The sequence below is a fragment of the Stenotrophomonas sp. Steno-C18 genome (genome assembly GCF_056393195.1).
On the sequence record NZ_JBWJOX010000002.1, the window covers coordinates 511,141 to 526,780 of the forward strand.

Below are 15,640 nucleotides of genomic sequence, written 5' to 3' on the forward strand. Positions count from 1 at the left end.
GCAGCAACGGCCGTCGGCCGTGCTGCGCTTCTTTCGTTTCAGCGTGCGCCCACTTCCCGCCACTGCCCCGGCTGCAGGCTCTCCAGCGCATACGGCCCCATCGCTGCGCGCACCAGCCGCAAGGTGGGCAGTCCGACCGCTGCGGTCATGCGGCGTACCTGGCGGTTGCGGCCTTCGCGGATCGTGATGGCCAACCATGCATCGGGCACGGTCTTGCGGAAACGCACCGGCGGGTTGCGTTCCCACACGGCCGGCGCCTGTTCCATCCGCTGCACGCCGGCCGGCAACGTCGGCCCATCGTTGAGCTGCACGCCGTCACGCAGCGCCTGCAGCCTGTCCTCGCTCGGCACGCCTTCCACCTGCACCCAGTAGGTCTTGGGCTGCTTGTGCTTCGGGTCGGTCAGGCGATGGGCCAGGTTGCCGTTGTCGGTGAGCAACAGCAGGCCTTCGCTGTCGTAGTCCAGCCGACCGGCCGCGTACACGTTGGCCGGCAGGCCGAACCCGGCCAGCGTCGCGCGCGGCGGCTGGCTGCGGTCGGTGAACTGGCACAGCACGTTGAAGGGCTTGTTGAAGGCGATCAGCATGGAAACGGCGGGCGACGGGCGGGACGCCATTGTCCCATCCCCGCCGCGCGACGCTAGCGCGGCGCGCGCCGACGCCCGGCCACCGTCCGCCGCAGCACTGCGGCAAGCTGCGCCACCGCCCCCTCCATCTCCGCCACCGTGTAAGCGGCGAAGCCGAGCAGGAAACCGGCCTGCGGCGTGCGCGTGGCATGCAGGGCGCTCAGTCCCTGCAGCGCGACGCCCGCCCGGCGCGCGCCATCCAACACCGCCTGTTCGTCGATGCCGGGCCGGAGCAGGCAGGGCAGCTGCATGCCGCCCGCCGGCACCTGTGGCACCAGGTAGTCGGACAACTGCGTGCGTACCAGGTGCAGCAGTGCATCGCGCCGCTGCACGTAGAGATGGCGCATCGCCCGCACGTGCGCGCCGAAGTGGCCCGCCTCCATGAAGCGCGCCAGCGTCAGCTGGGTGAGCGTGGGGCTGTGCCCGTCCATCAGGCTGCGCGCCACCGTCATCGGTTCCACCAACGCCGGCGGCAGCACCAGGTAGCCGATGCGCAGGCCGGGGAACAGCGACTTGGTGAACGTGCCGATGTAGAGCGTGCGCTCGTGCGGGTCCAGCCCCTGCACGCACGCGGTGGGCTTGCCGGCGTAATGGAACTCGCTGTCGTAGTCGTCCTCGATGATCCAGGCATCGTTGCGCTCGGCCCAGTGCACCAGCGCCAGGCGGCGGTCCAGCGCCAGCGTCGCCCCGGTCGGGAACTGGTGCGATGGCGTGAGGAACACTGCCCGTGCACCCGCCGCCAACTGCGGCAGCCGCTCCACCTGCATGCCCTCGGCATCGACCGGCACCGGCACCGGCTGCAGTCCCGCCGCATCGAAGGCACGCGCCGCGCCGTGGTACATCGGGTCCTCGACCAGGATGCGCTCACCGGCATCGAGCAGCACGTTGGCGCACAGCGTCAGCGCCTGCTGCGAGCTGGTCAGCACCAGCACCCGTTCCGGCGTGGTGTGGCCACCGCGTTCGAGGTTGATGTAGTCGGCGATCGCCCGGCGCAATGCTTCCACGCCCTGCGCCGGGCTGTGCGCCAGCACCGCGCTGCCCTGCGCGCGGATCACCTCGCGCTGCAGGCGTTCCCAGGTCTGCAAGGGGAAGTTCCGCGTCTCCGGCACGCCGGGCGCGAAGGCATGCTGCGTGGCGCCGGTGACCCCGCCAGTGGCGCGCAACGCCTGGCCGCGCGTGCTCAGCCGCACGGCCTGCCGCGGCGCGTGGCCACGCCGTTGCGCCTTGCCGCCGGCAAATGGCCGGGCACGCTGCGACACCCGACTGCCGCTACCCACCTGACGTTCGATGAAGCCCTCGGCATGCAACTGGCGGTAGGCCGCCTCGACCGTATCGCGGGATACCCCCAGCGACTGCGCCAACGGGCGCGTGGCCGGCAAGGGGCGGCCCACTTCCAGCGCACCGTCCAGGATCAGCTGGCGGATCGCCCGCTGGATACGGGCATGCAGCGCCAGCCCGGCATGGGCGGGGTCGCCGATGCCGGCCTTCACCGACTCCAGTTGCGCGTGCCTGAACATCGCCGTGGGGTCTCCCGGGTTGCCGCAATGGTCTGCCCGGCAGGCCATAAGTGGAGGGGCGCAACATGCCATTGCCCGCCTACAAAGACAACCTGCCTTCGTCCCCGGATGCCGGATGTCCCCGCTACCTTCCTCCCCTCCCGTTCCTTCCCCGGCACTGCGTGCGGCCGACCTGCTGCATCCGACCATCGCGGCGCTGGTGTCGGTCATCGTCAATTACGGCGGAACCTTCGTGCTGGTGTTCCAGGCCGCGCGCGTGGCCGGGCTGGGCCCGGAACTGACCGCCTCCTGGGTGTGGTCGGTGTCCATCGGCGTGGGGCTGACCGGCATCGCGCTGAGCGTGTGGGCGCGCGCGCCGATCATCACCGCCTGGTCCACCCCCGCCGCCGCCTTCCTGGTCACCGCACTGGCCAGCGTCTCCTACCCGGAAGCCATCGGCGCCTACCTGGCGTCGGCCGCCGCGTTCGTGCTGCTGGGCCTGTCCGGCGGCTTCGAGAAGGTGGTGCGCTGGATACCGCCAGGCATCGCGGCGGCGTTGCTGGCCGGCATCCTGCTGCCGTTCGGCATCGGTGCCTTCGCTGGCATCAACATCGACCCGCTGCTGGCCGGCGCGCTGGTCCTCGCCTACCTGGTGCTGAAACGGATCAGCGCGCGCTATGCGGTGGTGGGCATCCTGCTGCTCGGCATCGCACTGCTGGTCGCGCAGGACCGCATCGACCTGGCGGCGCTGGAGCTGAAGATCGCCACCCCGGTGTTCACCGCGCCGGCGTTCTCGATCAATGCCCTGCTCGGCGTGGCATTGCCGCTGTTCCTGGTCACGCTCACCGGCCAGTACATGCCGGGCATGCTGGTACTGCGCAACGACGGCTACACGACCAGCGCCAATCCGATCGTCGCGGTCACCGGCCTGGGTTCGCTGCTGATGGCCCCGTTCGGTGCGCATGCCTTCAACGTGGCCGCGATCACCGCGGCCATCTGCACCGGCCGGCACGCGCACGAGGACCCGCGCAAGCGCTGGCTGGCCGGCGTCGCCGCGGGCGTGTTCTACGTGATCGTCGGGGTGTTCGGGCTGACCCTGGCGGCGTTGTTCATGGCCATCCCCGCCACCTTCATCAGCACCCTGGCCGGGCTGGCGCTGCTCGGCGCGATCGGCGGCAGCCTGGCCACCGCCATGGCCGATGCGCGCGGCCGCGAAGCAGCACTGGTCACCTTCCTGGCCGCGGCGGCCAACATCCAGCTGTTCGGCATCGGCGGCGCGTTCTGGGGGCTGGTGATCGGCCTGCTCGCCCACCTGCTGCTCGATGCACGCCTGCCACGCCACCGCACGCGGCCCGCTGCCAGAACCGCCACCCACCGCCAGCCCACCGCACCGGAGGCCCCCCATGTATGACCCCCACCTGCGCCTGGACCAGTTCGACCCCGAGCTCGCCCACGCCATCGAGAACGAGCGCCGTCGCCAGGAAGACCATGTCGAGCTGATCGCCTCGGAGAACTACGCCAGCCCGCTGGTGATGGCGATCCAGGATTCGGTGTTCACCAACAAGTACGCCGAGGGCTACCCCGGCCGCCGTTACTACAGCGGCTGCGAACACGTGGACGTGGCCGAGCGGCTGGCCATCGAGCGCGCCTGCGCGCTGTTCCAGTGCGACCATGCCAACGTGCAACCGCACTCCGGTGCGCAGGCCAACGCCGCGGTGTTCCTGGCGCTGACCTCGCCCGGCGATACCGTGATGGGCATGAACCTGGCCCAGGGCGGCCACCTCACCCACGGCAACCCGGCCAATTTCTCCGGCCGGCACTATCGCATCGTGCCCTACGGGCTGGACCCGGCCACCGGCCTGATCGACTACGACGCGATGGAGCGCATCGCACTGGAAACCCGGCCCAAGGTGCTGATCGGCGGCTTCTCCGCCTACTCCCGGCACAAGGACTGGGCGCGCATGCGCGCCATCGCCGACAAGGTCGGGGCGTGGTTCTGGGTGGACATGGCCCACGTCGCCGGGCTGGTGGCCGCCGGCCTGTACCCGGACCCACTGCCGCATGCGCACGTGGTCACCACCACCACGCACAAGACCCTGCGTGGCCCGCGTGGCGGGCTGATCCTCTCGCGCGGCCAGGACGCGGCGTTCAACCGCCGGCTCGACGCCGGCGTGTTCCCGGGCGTCCAGGGCGGCCCGCTGATGCACGTGGTGGCGGCCAAGGCGGTGGCATTGAAGGAAGCCCTGCAACCGGGCTTCCGTGACTACCAGCAGCAGGTGCTGCGCAACGCGCGCGCGATGGCAGCGGTCATCCAGGCCAGTGGCTTCCCGCTGGTCTCCGGCGGCACCGACAACCACCTGATGCTGCTGGACCTGTCATCGCGCCCGTACACCGGCAAGCAGGCCGACCAGGCGCTGGCGCGCGCCCACATCACCACCAACAAGAACACGGTGCCGAACGACCCGCGTCCGCCGCTGGTCACCTCCGGCATCCGCCTGGGCACGCCAGCGGTCACCACGCGCGGCTTCGGCGTGCTGGAGTGCGAACTGCTCGCGCACTGGCTATGCGATGTGCTCGAGGCACTGGCGCAGGACGAGCACGCGCAGCGCCACGTCAGCGAACGCGTCGCGCGCCAGGTCACCGAGCTGTGCCGGCACCATCCGGTGTATCGCCGCGCCACCACCGGCTGAAACGACGGCGGGAGGCGCAGGCATCCTGCGCCTCCCGCCCTGCTGCATGCCGCTTGCCGTGCTTCAGGGCTTCAGGGCTTCAGGGCTTCACGAAACGCAGCGTCATCCGGTCGCTCTCGCCGATGGCGGTGTACTTGCCGGCATCGGCGGCGGCGTGATTGTTGGACGGCGGCAACGTCCACACGCCGTTGGGATGGTCCTTGGTGTCGCGCGGGTTGGCATTGACCTCGCTGCTGGCATCGAGCTTGAAGCCCGCCGCCTCGGCCATGGCGATCACCTGTGCCTGCCCCACGTAACCGCTCTTGTCGTCGGCCGGCACGTCGGCCTTGGCGCGGTGCTCGACCACGCCCAGCGTGCCACCGGGCTTGAGCACGGCGAAGAACGCGCCGAACATGCCCTCGGCCTGGCCGCTGGAGCGCCAGTTGTGCACGTTGCGGAAGGTCAGCACCAGGTCGGCCGAGTTCGGCGCGCCCAGCACCGGTGCGGCCGGGTCATAGGCCACTTCGACGGCCTTGTCGAACAGCGCCGGCGACTCGTTGAACTTCTTCGCCAACCCGTCGCGCGAGCGCTGCTGGTAGTCGCGCCCGCCACCGGCCGGCAGCGCCGCCGGGTCCACGACGGCAGCCACGTACTTGCCGCCATCGCGCAGGTAGGGCGCCAGGATCTCCGAATACCAGCCGCCACCCGGGGTGATCTCCACCACCGTCTGGCCCGGCTGCAGGCCGAAGAATGCCAGCGTCTGCGCCGGGTGCCGGTAGACGTCGCGGGCCACGTTGGCCGGCGTGCGCGTGCTGGCATCCACGGCGGCCTGCAGCGAAGCCGGCACCTGGACCTGCGCGCTCGCGGCGGCACTGTCCCTGGCTTCCACCGCGACACTGGACAGCAGTGCGCTCACGCCCAGCAGACAGGCACACAACAACGGGGTTGGCTTGTTCATCACGGACTCCGGCAAGGGGTGTGGCGCGAGCCTAGCACGCGCGCATTTGCATCGATGCACGCCCGGATGTTCACAATGCGTTAGCGCGTGGCCGTGCCGCGGAACGCAGTTTTCAATCCGTTGCCACGGAACCGGAACGTTCAGCCGTTATGCTGCAAGGCTCGGAGAAAAATCAGGGAGATACGCATGCCCCAGTACCGCGAACTCGGCCGTTCCGGCCTGCAGGTCGGCCCCATCGCCTTTGGCGGCAATGTCTTTGGCTGGAGCGCCGACGAGAAGACCTCCTTCGCGCTGCTCGATGCCTTCGTCGAAGCCGGCTTCAACCTGGTCGATACCGCCGACGTCTATCCGGCCTGGGTGCCGGGCAACCGTGGCGGCGAGTCGGAAACCATCATCGGCCGCTGGCTGCAGCGCAGCGGCAAGCGTGACAAGGTGGTCATCGCCACCAAGGTGGCCAAGTGGGCCGAGCACCCGGGCCTGTCGGCGGACAACATCAACGCCGCGGTCGAGGACTCGCTGCGCCGCCTGCAGACCGACGTGATCGACCTGTACCAGGCACACGAAGACGACGATGCGGTGCCGCTGGAGGAAACCCTGGGCGCGTTCGCGCGGCTGATCCAGGCCGGCAAGGTGCGCGCCATCGGTGCGTCCAACTACAGCGCCACGCGCCTGCGCGATGCGCTGAAGGTGTCGGCCGACTACAACCTGCCGCGTTACGAGACGCTGCAGCCGGAGTACAACCTGTATGACCGCGCCGGCTACGAGGCCGAACTGGAACCGCTGGCGCGCGAGCAGTCGCTGGGCGTGATCAGTTACTACTCGCTGGCCAGCGGCTTCCTCAGCGGCAAGTACCGCAGCGCCGACGACGCCGCCAAGAGCAGCGCGCGGGGTGCCAAGGTGGTGCAGCAGTACGTCAACCCGCGCGGGCTGCGCATCCTGGCCGCGCTCGATGACCTGGCCGCCCGGCACAAGGCCACGCCGGCGCAGGTCGCGCTGGCCTGGCTGATCGCCCGCCCCGGCATCACCGCCCCGATCGTCAGTGCCACCGGCGTGGAGCAACTGCACGACGTGCTCGCCGCCGCGCGGCTGGCATTGTCGGCGCAGGAAATCACCCAGCTGGACCAGGCCAGCGCCGAACACACCTGAATGCGCAGGGCATTGGACGCCAGGGAGGGCGCCCAGTAGGATCGGCGGCACAGGGGGTAGACCGCGAATGGAGTCCTACCCATGAAGACCACATCCGCAGCCCAACGCGATTTCAACCGTGACGCCGAACTGGCCTACTGGCGCGGCGTGCACGCCATCGGCCGGCTGGGCCAACATGATTTCGACCATTACCAGCGCCTGCTGGAGATGGGTTACGACGTCTACCAGGCCTATCCGCGCGCCAACGAAGAGCAGCTCTACAAGGTGCTGCAGGACAGCTACCACCGCCACCAGCCGGCCCTGGCCGTGCCGTGGGACGAAGCCCGCTGGCTGGTCAGGCACGCCTGGCACCACGCGCAGCTGCACTGAACCGGTAGCGCCGGGCCATGCCCCGGCGCAGCCTGGCTGCGCGCTACCGGGCGCGGGTCATTGGGCGAACGGGGCGGTGCTGATCGCCTGCGCCAGGTGGTCCAGGAACGAGGTGATCCGCGCCGACACCGCGGTGTTGCGGTAGTACACCGCGTGGATGGGCTGGCCGATGCCCAGGTTCTGCCGGGGCAGCACCTCCACCAGCGTGCCCGCGTCACGGTCACGCTCGGTCATGAAATCGGACAGGCAGACGATGCCCGCGCCTTCCAGTGCCAGACGCCGCAGCGTTTCGCCGCTGGAGACCGCCAGCACCGGGCGCACGTACAGCGGCCCGCCGTCAGCGCCGCGCACCGGCCAGTAGTTGAGTGAATCCGGTTCGTTGAAGCCCAGCAGCGCGTGGGTTTCCAGCTGCGCCACGCTGCGCGGGGTGCCGTGCTGCTGCAGGTAGGCCGGGCTGGCCAGCACGCGCAGCCGGCTGTGCGCCAACGGCCGCGCGTGCAGGGTGGAATCGGCCAGCGGGCCGATGCGGATGGCCACGTCGGTACGCCGTTCCAGCAGGTCGATGTAGCGCTCGCTGCTGTTGAGTTCCAGCGCGACCTCCGGGTAGCGCGCACGGTAGCTGGCCACCAGCGGTGCGATCACGTGCAGCACGAACGGCATCGCCGCATCCACCCGCAGCCTGCCCGAAGGACGCTCGCGGCGCGCCGCGATCAGCTCCTCGGCCGCCTCCACCGAGGCGACGATGGCCCGGCACTGCGCCAGGAACGCCTCGCCTTCCTCGGTCAGGTGCAGGCGCCGGGTGGTGCGGGTCAGCAGCGTGGTGCCCAGCTTTTCCTCCAGCCGTGCCAGCGCCCGGCTCACCCCGGAGGTGGTCTGGTCCAGCTGCTCGGCCGCGGCGGTGATCGAACCGGCGTCGATCACCGCGATGAAGGCCTGCATCTCATCAAGGGTGGTTTTCACGAGGAATGCGGCCAGCCGGGATAATTATTGACTCTAAATCAACAATCATTGCACCGGGAAGCGGTTTTTCCGCAACAGTGTGGCGCGCAGACTGCGCAGCCTCTTCCTCCACCGGTAATTCCCATGTCCCGTGGTATTCCCCTCGCCCTGTGGGCGCTGACGCTGGGTGCCTTTGCCATCGGCACCACCGAGTTCGTCATCGTCGGGCTGATCCCGACCATCGCCGCCGACCTGCAGGTCAGCCTGCCCTCGGCCGGCCTGCTGGTGTCCCTGTATGCGCTGGGCGTGGCGATCGGCGCGCCGGTGCTCACCGCACTGACCGGCCGGGTGCCGCGCAAGACCCTGCTGGTCGCGCTGATGGCGCTGTTCACCGTCGGCAACCTGATCGCCTGGATGGCACCGGGCTACGGGCCGCTGATCGTGGCGCGGGTGCTGACCGGCCTGGCGCACGGTGTGTTCTTCTCGATCGGCTCGATCATCGCCACCTCGGTGGTGCCGAAGGAGAAGGCCGCCAGTGCCATCGCCATCATGTTCACCGGGCTGACCGTGGCACTGGTGATCGGCGTGCCGCTGGGCACCTTCATCGGCCAGCACCTGGGCTGGCGCGCGACCTTCCTGGCAGTGGCGGCACTGGGCGTGATCGCCCTGCTCGGCAGCCTGCTGCTGGTGCCCAACAACCTGCCGCGCAGCGCGCCGGCCACCTTCGGCCAGCAGTTCGCGGTGCTGGCGCAGCCGCGCCTGTTGCTGGTCTACGCGATGACCGCGCTGGGCTACGGCGGCACCTTCCTGTCGTTCACCTACCTGGCCTCGATCCTGCAGGAAGTCAGCGGCTTCTCGGCCAATGCCGTGGGCCTGGTGCTGCTGGTGTACGGCGTGTCGGTGGCGATCGGCAACCTGTGGGGCGGACGCCTGGCCGACCGGCTGGGGCCGATCCCCGCGCTCAAGCGCATCTTCGCGCTGCTGGCGCTGGTGCTGCTGGTGCTCACCTTCACCGCCTACAACCCCGTGCTGGTGCTGCTGACCGTGCTGGCGATGGGCGCGGTGGCATTCGGCAACGTGCCGGGGCTGCAGGTCTACGTGGTCAAGCAGGCACAGCGCTTCGTGCCGCAGGCCACCGACGTGGCCTCGGGCCTGAACATCGCCGCGTTCAACATCGGCATCGCCATCGGTGCCTCGCTGGGCGGGCTGGTGGTGGACCACGTCGGGCTGATGCACACGCCGTGGCTGGGTGCGCTGGTGGTGGTGGGCGCCTATGGCCTGACCGCGCTGAGCGGCCGCCTGGATCGCCGCGATGGCATCGATGCACGCGCCGATGGCATCGCCGCCGCCGCGCACTGAGTGACCGACCTTTCCCTGGCGCTGCACGGCATCGCCGGCAGCACCCTACTCCTGGAGATTCCTGATGAACGTTCCTTCCATTGGCCTGGGCACCTACCGCCTCAAAGGTCAGGTACTGATCGACTCGGTGCACAACGCACTGGAGCTGGGCTACCGCGCCTTCGACACCGCGCAGATCTACGACAACGAAGCCGACCTCGGCCAGGCCCTGGCCGCCGGCAAGGTGGCCCGCGAGGACCTGTTCCTGACCACCAAGATCTGGATCAGCAACTTCCACCACGACGCGCTGATCGCCAGCCTGCGCGAAAGCCTGCGCAAGCTCGGCACCGACCACGTCGACCTGGCGCTGATCCACTGGCCCTCGCCGAACGATGAGGTGCCGATGCGTGAGTACCTCGGCGCATTGGCCGAAGCCAGGCAGCTGGGCCTGACCAAGGCGATCGGCGTCTCCAACTTCACCATCGACCTGACCCGCCAGGCCATCGACATCCTTGGTGCGCAGGCCATCGCCACCAACCAGATCGAAGTGCACCCGTACCTGCAGAACCGTGCGTTGATCGCCTACCTGCGTGCGCAGGGCATCCACGTCACCGCGTTCATGAGCCTGGCCTACGGCGCGGTGCTGAAGGACCCGGTGATCCAGGCCATCGCCGACAAGCACGGCGCCACTACCGCGCAGGTCGCCTTGGCGTGGGCATTGCAGCAGGGCTATGCGGTGATCCCGTCCTCCACCCGCCGCGAGAACCTGGCCAGCAACCTCCAGGCTGTGGCGCTGCAGCTGGATGCGGCGGACATGGCGCAGATCGCCACGCTGGACCGTGGCGAGCGCGTGGCCAACCCGCAGGGCATCGCACCGCACTGGGATTGATGCCTGTTGGTGGTCCCGGGCCATGCCTGGCGTTGGGGTGCGGGTAAAGCAGAAGCGCCCCCTCCCCAGCCCTCCCCTGCTGCGCAAGGGAGGGGGCGGCTCCGCTAGATCGGTCGGATCGCCGCACGCCCGCTTCTGTCCCCTCCCTTTGGCGCAGCCAAGCGGAGGGTTGGGGAGGGGTGCTGTTGACGTTGACGTTGCCGAGCACCGTTCGGCGTTACGCCGACAACCACGCCCGCAGCGCGGCGCTGACCTGCTCGGGCTTCTCCAGTGGCGCCAGGTGCCCGCAGTCCTCGATCACCACCAGCGTGGCCTGCGGCATCAACGCCGCCATCTGCTCGCTGACCGCCAGCGGCGTGATCGCATCATTGCGTCCGCACACGATCAGCGCCGGACCCTGCCAGGCGCGCAGCTCGGCGCTGCCATCCACGCGCGCGATGCGGCTCTGGCGCAGGAACACCTCCACGCCCAGCCGCGAGGTCATCTCGCGCACGGTGCTGACCAGGGCATGGTCCTGCAGGCGCGAGGCGTCGATGTAGCTGCGCATGAGCTTGTCGCCGAAGCCGTGGAACGTGCCGGGCAGGCGCACGCTGTTCTGCTGCGCCACGCGCTGGGCCGCGCGTTCCGCGGAATCGGCCTTGTACGAGGTGTCCAGCAACGCCAGCCGCAGCACACGCCCGGGCGCAATGCGCAGGATTTCCTGGGCGATGTAGCCCCCCAGCGAGAAGCCGGCCAGCGCGAAGCGCTCCGGCGCCCTGGCCAGCACGTCCTCGGCGACGGCGCGCAGGTCGTCATGGCCGGTGAGGTCACCGACCTGGCAGTCGGCGATGTCGGCCAGGGCATCGAGCTGGGCACGCCAGAGCGTGGCATCGTTCAACAGGCCGGGGAGCAGCAGCAGCGGGGTTCGTTGTTCCATGGCGCTAGTGTGAACCGGCCATGGGCAATCGTGTGACAACGCGCGTCACCGGCAGGGTGCTCCCGGCGATGCGTCAGCCTTCGTTGACCGGCAGCGTGACGTTCATGATGGTGGCATCGTCCGGGTCGGCCTTCACCTTGAAGCCCAGGCTCTGGCACATCGCCAGCATCGTGGTGTTCTCGCGCAGCACCTGGCCCTCGACCAGGTTCAGGCCCTGCCAGCGCGCGTACTCGATCATGATCTGCATCAGCTTCCAGCCGATGCCGTGGCCCTTCAGGTCCGAGCGGATCAGGATGCCGTACTCGCCGCGGTTGTAATCGGCATCGGCATGCAGGCGCACCGCACCGAGCATGTCGCCGCTCTTCGGGTCGATGGCGACCAGCGCGATCGAACGCGCGTAGTCCAGCTGGGTCAGCCGGGCGATGAACTCATGGCTGAAATGCTTCACCGACTGGAAGAAGCGCAGCCGCAGGTCGTCGTCGGTCACCCGCGCGAAGAACGCGCGGAACAGCGCGTCGTCCTCCGGCCGCACCGGGCGGATGAAGGCCTTGCCGCCATCGGACAGCGCGATGGTGCGCTCCCACTCGGTCGGATACGGGAAGATCGCGAAGCGCGGATGGCCGCGGCCCTTGTGCAGGCGCTTGACCGGGGTGATGGCGATGCGCGCATCGAGCGCGATCACGCCATTGCGGTCGGCCAGCAGCGGGTTGAGGTCCAGCGTGCGCACCTCAGGGATGTCGGCGGCCAGCTGCGCCAGCTTGACCAGCACCAGCGCCACCGCGCGCTCGTCGGCGGCCGGCACGTCGCCGTAGGCCTTGAGGATGCGCGAGACGCGAGTGCGGCCGATCACTTCGTGGGCCAGGCGCAGGTCCAGCGGCGGCAGTGCCAGGGTCTTGTCATCGATGACTTCCACCGCGGTACCCCCGCGACCGAACACCACCACCGGGCCGAACACCGGGTCATCGGCGATGCCGGCGATCAGCTCGCGCGCCTTGGGCCGGGTCAGGCACGGCTGCACCATCACCCCGTCGATGCGCGCCTGCGGGCGCAGTTCGCGCGCACGCGCGAGGATGGCGGTGGCCGCGGCCTGCACCGCCGGCAGCGTGCTCAGGTTCAGCCGCACGCCATCGACTTCGCTCTTGTGCGGGATGTCGGGCGAGAGGATCTTCACCGCCACGCTCATGCCCTTCTCCAGCATCGGCTGGGCCAGGTCCATCGCCTCGTGCGCGTCGCGCGCGACCATCACTTCCAGCGAGGGAATGCCGTAGGCCTGCAGCAACGCATGGGTGGCCACCGGGTCCAGCCATTGCTGGCCGTTGGCCAGCGCCACGTCGACCAACCGGCGCGCGGCGGCGGCATCGACCACCAGGTCGGCCGGCAGGCTGGGCGGGGTTTCCATCAGCGCCGCCTGCGCCTGCCGGTACTTCACCAGGTGCTGGAAGCCGCGCACGGCCTCGGCCTCGCTGGGATAGGTCGGCACGCGCGCGGTGTTGAGGGTGACGGTGGCGTTCTCGTCGTTGCCCAGCCACACCGCGAACACCGGTTTGTCGCGCAGCTGCCGCGAGCGCAGCCCCAGCGTCTTGGTCAATGCCTGCGCGGCGTCGGCCGAGGAGGTGAAGGCCGTGGGGACGTTGATCACCAGCACCGCATCGTTGGCATCGTCGGACAGCAGCGCCTCGATCGCCGAGGCGTAACGCTCGCCGTCGGCATCGACCACGATGTCGACCGGGTTGTCGCGCGACCAGCCTTCGGGCAGCACCTTGTCCAGCTGCGCGATGGTGGCCGGCGACAGCTCCGCCAACGCCCCGCCCAAGGCCTGCAGCTGGTCCACCGCCAACCGGCCGACGCCGCCACCATTGCTCAGGATGGCCAGGCGGCTGCCGGGGAAGGTCCCCAGCCGGCCCAGCGTCTCGGCCGCGGTGAACAGTTCGTCCAGCGCATTCACGCGTAGCAACCCGGCGCGATTGAAGGCTGCGCCATAGACCGCGTCGGAGGCGGCCAGCGCCTGCGAGTGGGTGCTGTTCTCCTCGTTGCTGGCCTTGGGCTGGCGGCCCGACTTGACCACCACCACCGGCTTGGCGCGCGCGGCCGCACGCGCGGCCGACATGAACTTGCGCGCGTCGCTGATCTGGTCGACGTAGAGCAGGATGGCGCGGGTGCGGTAGTCGGTGGCGAAGTAATCGAGCAGGTCACCGAAATCGACGTCCAGCGCGTCGCCCAGCGACACCACCGCCGAAAAGCCGATCGAACGCGCCACGCCCCATTCCACCAGCGCGGCGGCGATCGCGCTGGATTCGGAGATCAGCGCCAGGTCGCCGGCCTGCGGTGTATGCGCGGCGATGCTGGCATTGAGCCGCGCATGCGGGGCAATCACGCCCAGGCAGTGCGGGCCGAGCACGCGCATGCCCTTGGGCCGTGCCGCGGCCTCGACCTGCGCGGCCAGCGAACCGGGACCCTTGCCGAGCCCGGCGGTGAGGATGATGGCCGCGGCCACGCCGCGTTCGGCGGCCTGCGCCACCACCTGCGGCACGATGCTGGCCGGCGCGGTGATCACCACCAGGTCCGGGATCCAGGGCAGGTCCTTGAGCCGCTTGACCGTGCGCATGCCATCGATCTCGGCATGGCGCGGATTCACCCAGCCGATCTGCCCGGCGAAGGCCGCCGCCTTGAGGTTGCGGATGACCGCGCGCCCGGCCGAGCGCTCGCGCGGACTGCCACCGACGACGGCCACCGAACGGGGACGGAACACGGTCTGCAGGTGGTAGGTGCTCATCACGGTGCCTGTTGCGGGTACCGGGCAAAGGTACACGGCCCGGAGGTGGTCTGGCTTGCTTTGGATCAAGTGCCGATGAGCGCCAGAGCACAGCCCTGCTGCGCTCTGGCGTGAAGCCCTGCCGGGCACGGCCCGGCACTACCGGCTACAGCAGCGTGCCGCCGAGGATCATCGCCGCGATGCTGAAATAGATGACCAGGCCGGTCACGTCCACCAGCGTGGCCACGAACGGCGCCGAGGCGCTGGCCGGGTCGAAGCCCAGCCGCTTGAGCACGAACGGCAGCATCGAGCCGGACAGCGAACCAAAGGTGACGATGCCCACCAGCGCGGCGCCGATGGTCACCGCCAGCAGCACCCAGTGCGCGCCGTAGTCATGCAGGCCGGCCAGCTGCCAGACGGTGATGCGCACGATCGCCAGCACCCCGAGGATGCCGCCCAGCACCATGCCGGTCGGCAGCTCGCGCAGCGCCACCCTCCACCAGTCGCGCAGGCGCAGCTCGCGCAGGGCCAGCGAACGGATCAGCAACGAGGTCGCCTGCGAGCCGGAATTGCCGCCGGAACTCATGATCAGCGGGATGAACAGGGTCAGCACCACCGCACGCGCCAGTTCATCCTCGTAGTGCTGCATGGCGCTGGCGGTCAGCATCTCGCCGAGGAACAGCACGCTCAGCCAGCCGGCGCGCTTGCGCAGCATCTCGAAGAAGCCGATCTGCATGTACGGCTTGTCCAGCGCCTCCACGCCGCCGAACTTGTGCACGTCCTCGGTGGACTCGTCGATCAACGCATCCAGGATGTCATCGACGGTGACGATGCCCAGCATCTGCAGCTGCGCATCGACCACCGGGATCGCCAGCAGGTCGTGCCGGCGGATCAGCTGCGCGACTTCCTCCTGGTCCAGCAGCGGGCCCACCGTGACCGGCGGGTTGACCTGGGCCACGTGCAGGATCGAATCCTCCGGCGCACCGGTGATCAGCCGGCGCATGGTCACCACCTGCCGCAACTGGCGGGTGAGCGGGTCCAGCACGTAGATCGCGTACACGGTCTCGCGGCTGCGCTCGACCTGTCGGATGTGCTGCAGGGTCTGGGCCACACTCCAGTCGGCCGGCACGCCGACGAACTCGGTGGTCATCAAGGCGCCGGCGGTGTTCGGCGGGTAGCTCAGCAGCAACTGGATCGACTGCCGCGCCTCCGGCGCCAGCAGCGGAATCAGCCGTGCACGCTCGGCGGCGTCCAGCTCGTGGACGATGTCGGTGGCGCGGTCGTCGGCCATCAGCCCGAGCAGGGCCGCGGCGCGGGCCGGCGGCAGCGCGGCGATCAGCTCGCCGGCATGCTGCAGCTCGGGGGCCTCCAGCAGCTTGACCGCGCGTGGCACCGGCAATGCGGCCAAGGTGTCGGCCGCCTGCGGCAGGCCCAGGGTGTTGAGGTATTCCACCGCATCGGCGGTGTTGAAGTCGGCAAGGGGTGCACTCAGGGTGGCCGCGTCGGCCACCGGGCGCAGGAGCTGCTTCTGGTTCATGTGGATTC

13 protein-coding genes are annotated in these 15,640 nt (G+C 69.6%); 6 read left to right on the forward strand and 7 right to left on the reverse strand.

What is annotated here, in order from left to right; translation table 11 throughout:
• Positions 1 to 38: 38 nt before the first annotated feature.
• Both AC06FE_RS06915 and pdxR read right to left on the reverse strand, forming a co-directional pair.
• Positions 39 to 584 (reverse strand): pseudouridine synthase, encoded by a 546-nt coding sequence (locus AC06FE_RS06915; protein ID WP_478072675.1) that lies wholly within the window; start codon positions 582 to 584, stop codon positions 39 to 41.
• Positions 585 to 637: 53 nt separating this feature from the next.
• Positions 638 to 2,140, reverse strand: coding sequence for a MocR-like pyridoxine biosynthesis transcription factor PdxR (pdxR, locus tag AC06FE_RS06920; RefSeq protein ID WP_478072614.1), 1,503 nt, complete (start codon positions 2,138 to 2,140; stop codon positions 638 to 640).
• A gap of 115 nt (positions 2,141 to 2,255) precedes the next feature.
• Between pdxR and AC06FE_RS06925 the strand changes: the two genes are divergently transcribed.
• Both AC06FE_RS06925 and glyA read left to right on the forward strand, forming a co-directional pair.
• Positions 2,256 to 3,530 (forward strand): benzoate/H(+) symporter BenE family transporter, encoded by a 1,275-nt coding sequence (locus AC06FE_RS06925; RefSeq protein WP_478072615.1) that lies wholly within the window; start codon positions 2,256 to 2,258, stop codon positions 3,528 to 3,530.
• Positions 3,523 to 4,809, forward strand: a complete 1,287-nt coding sequence (gene glyA / locus AC06FE_RS06930; protein WP_478072616.1) for a serine hydroxymethyltransferase — start codon at positions 3,523 to 3,525, stop codon at positions 4,807 to 4,809. Before AC06FE_RS06925 ends, glyA begins: the two co-directional genes overlap by 8 nt.
• A gap of 79 nt (positions 4,810 to 4,888) precedes the next feature.
• Here the strand turns inward: glyA and AC06FE_RS06935 are convergent, their stop codons facing one another.
• Positions 4,889 to 5,746: a class I SAM-dependent methyltransferase gene (locus AC06FE_RS06935; protein ID WP_478072617.1), complete on the reverse strand. Its 858-nt coding sequence runs from the start codon at positions 5,744 to 5,746 to the stop codon at positions 4,889 to 4,891.
• A 186-nt stretch (positions 5,747 to 5,932) separates the two neighbouring features.
• Between AC06FE_RS06935 and AC06FE_RS06940 the strand changes: the two genes are divergently transcribed.
• Positions 5,933 to 6,892 carry an aldo/keto reductase gene (locus AC06FE_RS06940; RefSeq protein WP_192287062.1) on the forward strand — a complete coding sequence of 320 codons (960 nt, stop codon included), beginning with the start codon at positions 5,933 to 5,935 and terminating at the stop codon, positions 6,890 to 6,892.
• An 81-nt stretch (positions 6,893 to 6,973) separates the two neighbouring features.
• Positions 6,974 to 7,261: a hypothetical protein gene (locus AC06FE_RS06945; RefSeq protein ID WP_132863803.1), complete on the forward strand. Its 288-nt coding sequence runs from the start codon at positions 6,974 to 6,976 to the stop codon at positions 7,259 to 7,261.
• A 57-nt stretch (positions 7,262 to 7,318) separates the two neighbouring features.
• Here the strand turns inward: AC06FE_RS06945 and AC06FE_RS06950 are convergent, their stop codons facing one another.
• The gene (locus tag AC06FE_RS06950; protein WP_313253568.1) at positions 7,319 to 8,221 is read right to left on the reverse strand and encodes a LysR substrate-binding domain-containing protein; all 903 of its coding nucleotides are present in this window, start codon (positions 8,219 to 8,221) and stop codon (positions 7,319 to 7,321) included.
• Between the two features lie 123 nt (positions 8,222 to 8,344).
• Between AC06FE_RS06950 and AC06FE_RS06955 the strand changes: the two genes are divergently transcribed.
• Both AC06FE_RS06955 and dkgB read left to right on the forward strand, forming a co-directional pair.
• Complete coding sequence (locus AC06FE_RS06955; protein WP_446540899.1) at positions 8,345 to 9,559, forward strand: MFS transporter; 1,215 nt, start codon at positions 8,345 to 8,347, stop codon at positions 9,557 to 9,559.
• A 64-nt stretch (positions 9,560 to 9,623) separates the two neighbouring features.
• The gene (gene dkgB / locus AC06FE_RS06960) at positions 9,624 to 10,427 is read left to right on the forward strand and encodes a 2,5-didehydrogluconate reductase DkgB (protein WP_478072618.1); all 804 of its coding nucleotides are present in this window, start codon (positions 9,624 to 9,626) and stop codon (positions 10,425 to 10,427) included.
• A gap of 217 nt (positions 10,428 to 10,644) precedes the next feature.
• Here the strand turns inward: dkgB and AC06FE_RS06965 are convergent, their stop codons facing one another.
• The 3 genes from AC06FE_RS06965 to mgtE all read right to left on the reverse strand — a co-directional run bounded on the left by AC06FE_RS06965 (position 10,645) and on the right by mgtE (position 15,632).
• Positions 10,645 to 11,343: an alpha/beta fold hydrolase gene (locus tag AC06FE_RS06965; protein ID WP_478072619.1), complete on the reverse strand. Its 699-nt coding sequence runs from the start codon at positions 11,341 to 11,343 to the stop codon at positions 10,645 to 10,647.
• 73 nt (positions 11,344 to 11,416) lie between these two features.
• Entirely contained in the window at positions 11,417 to 14,116 is a 2,700-nt protein-coding gene (locus AC06FE_RS06970) for a bifunctional acetate--CoA ligase family protein/GNAT family N-acetyltransferase (protein WP_192287066.1), read from the reverse strand.
• A 145-nt stretch (positions 14,117 to 14,261) separates the two neighbouring features.
• On the reverse strand, positions 14,262 to 15,632 hold the full coding sequence (gene mgtE / locus AC06FE_RS06975) for a magnesium transporter (RefSeq protein ID WP_478072620.1): 1,371 nt from the start codon (positions 15,630 to 15,632) through the stop codon (positions 14,262 to 14,264).
• Between the last annotated feature and the right edge of the window lie 8 nt (positions 15,633 to 15,640).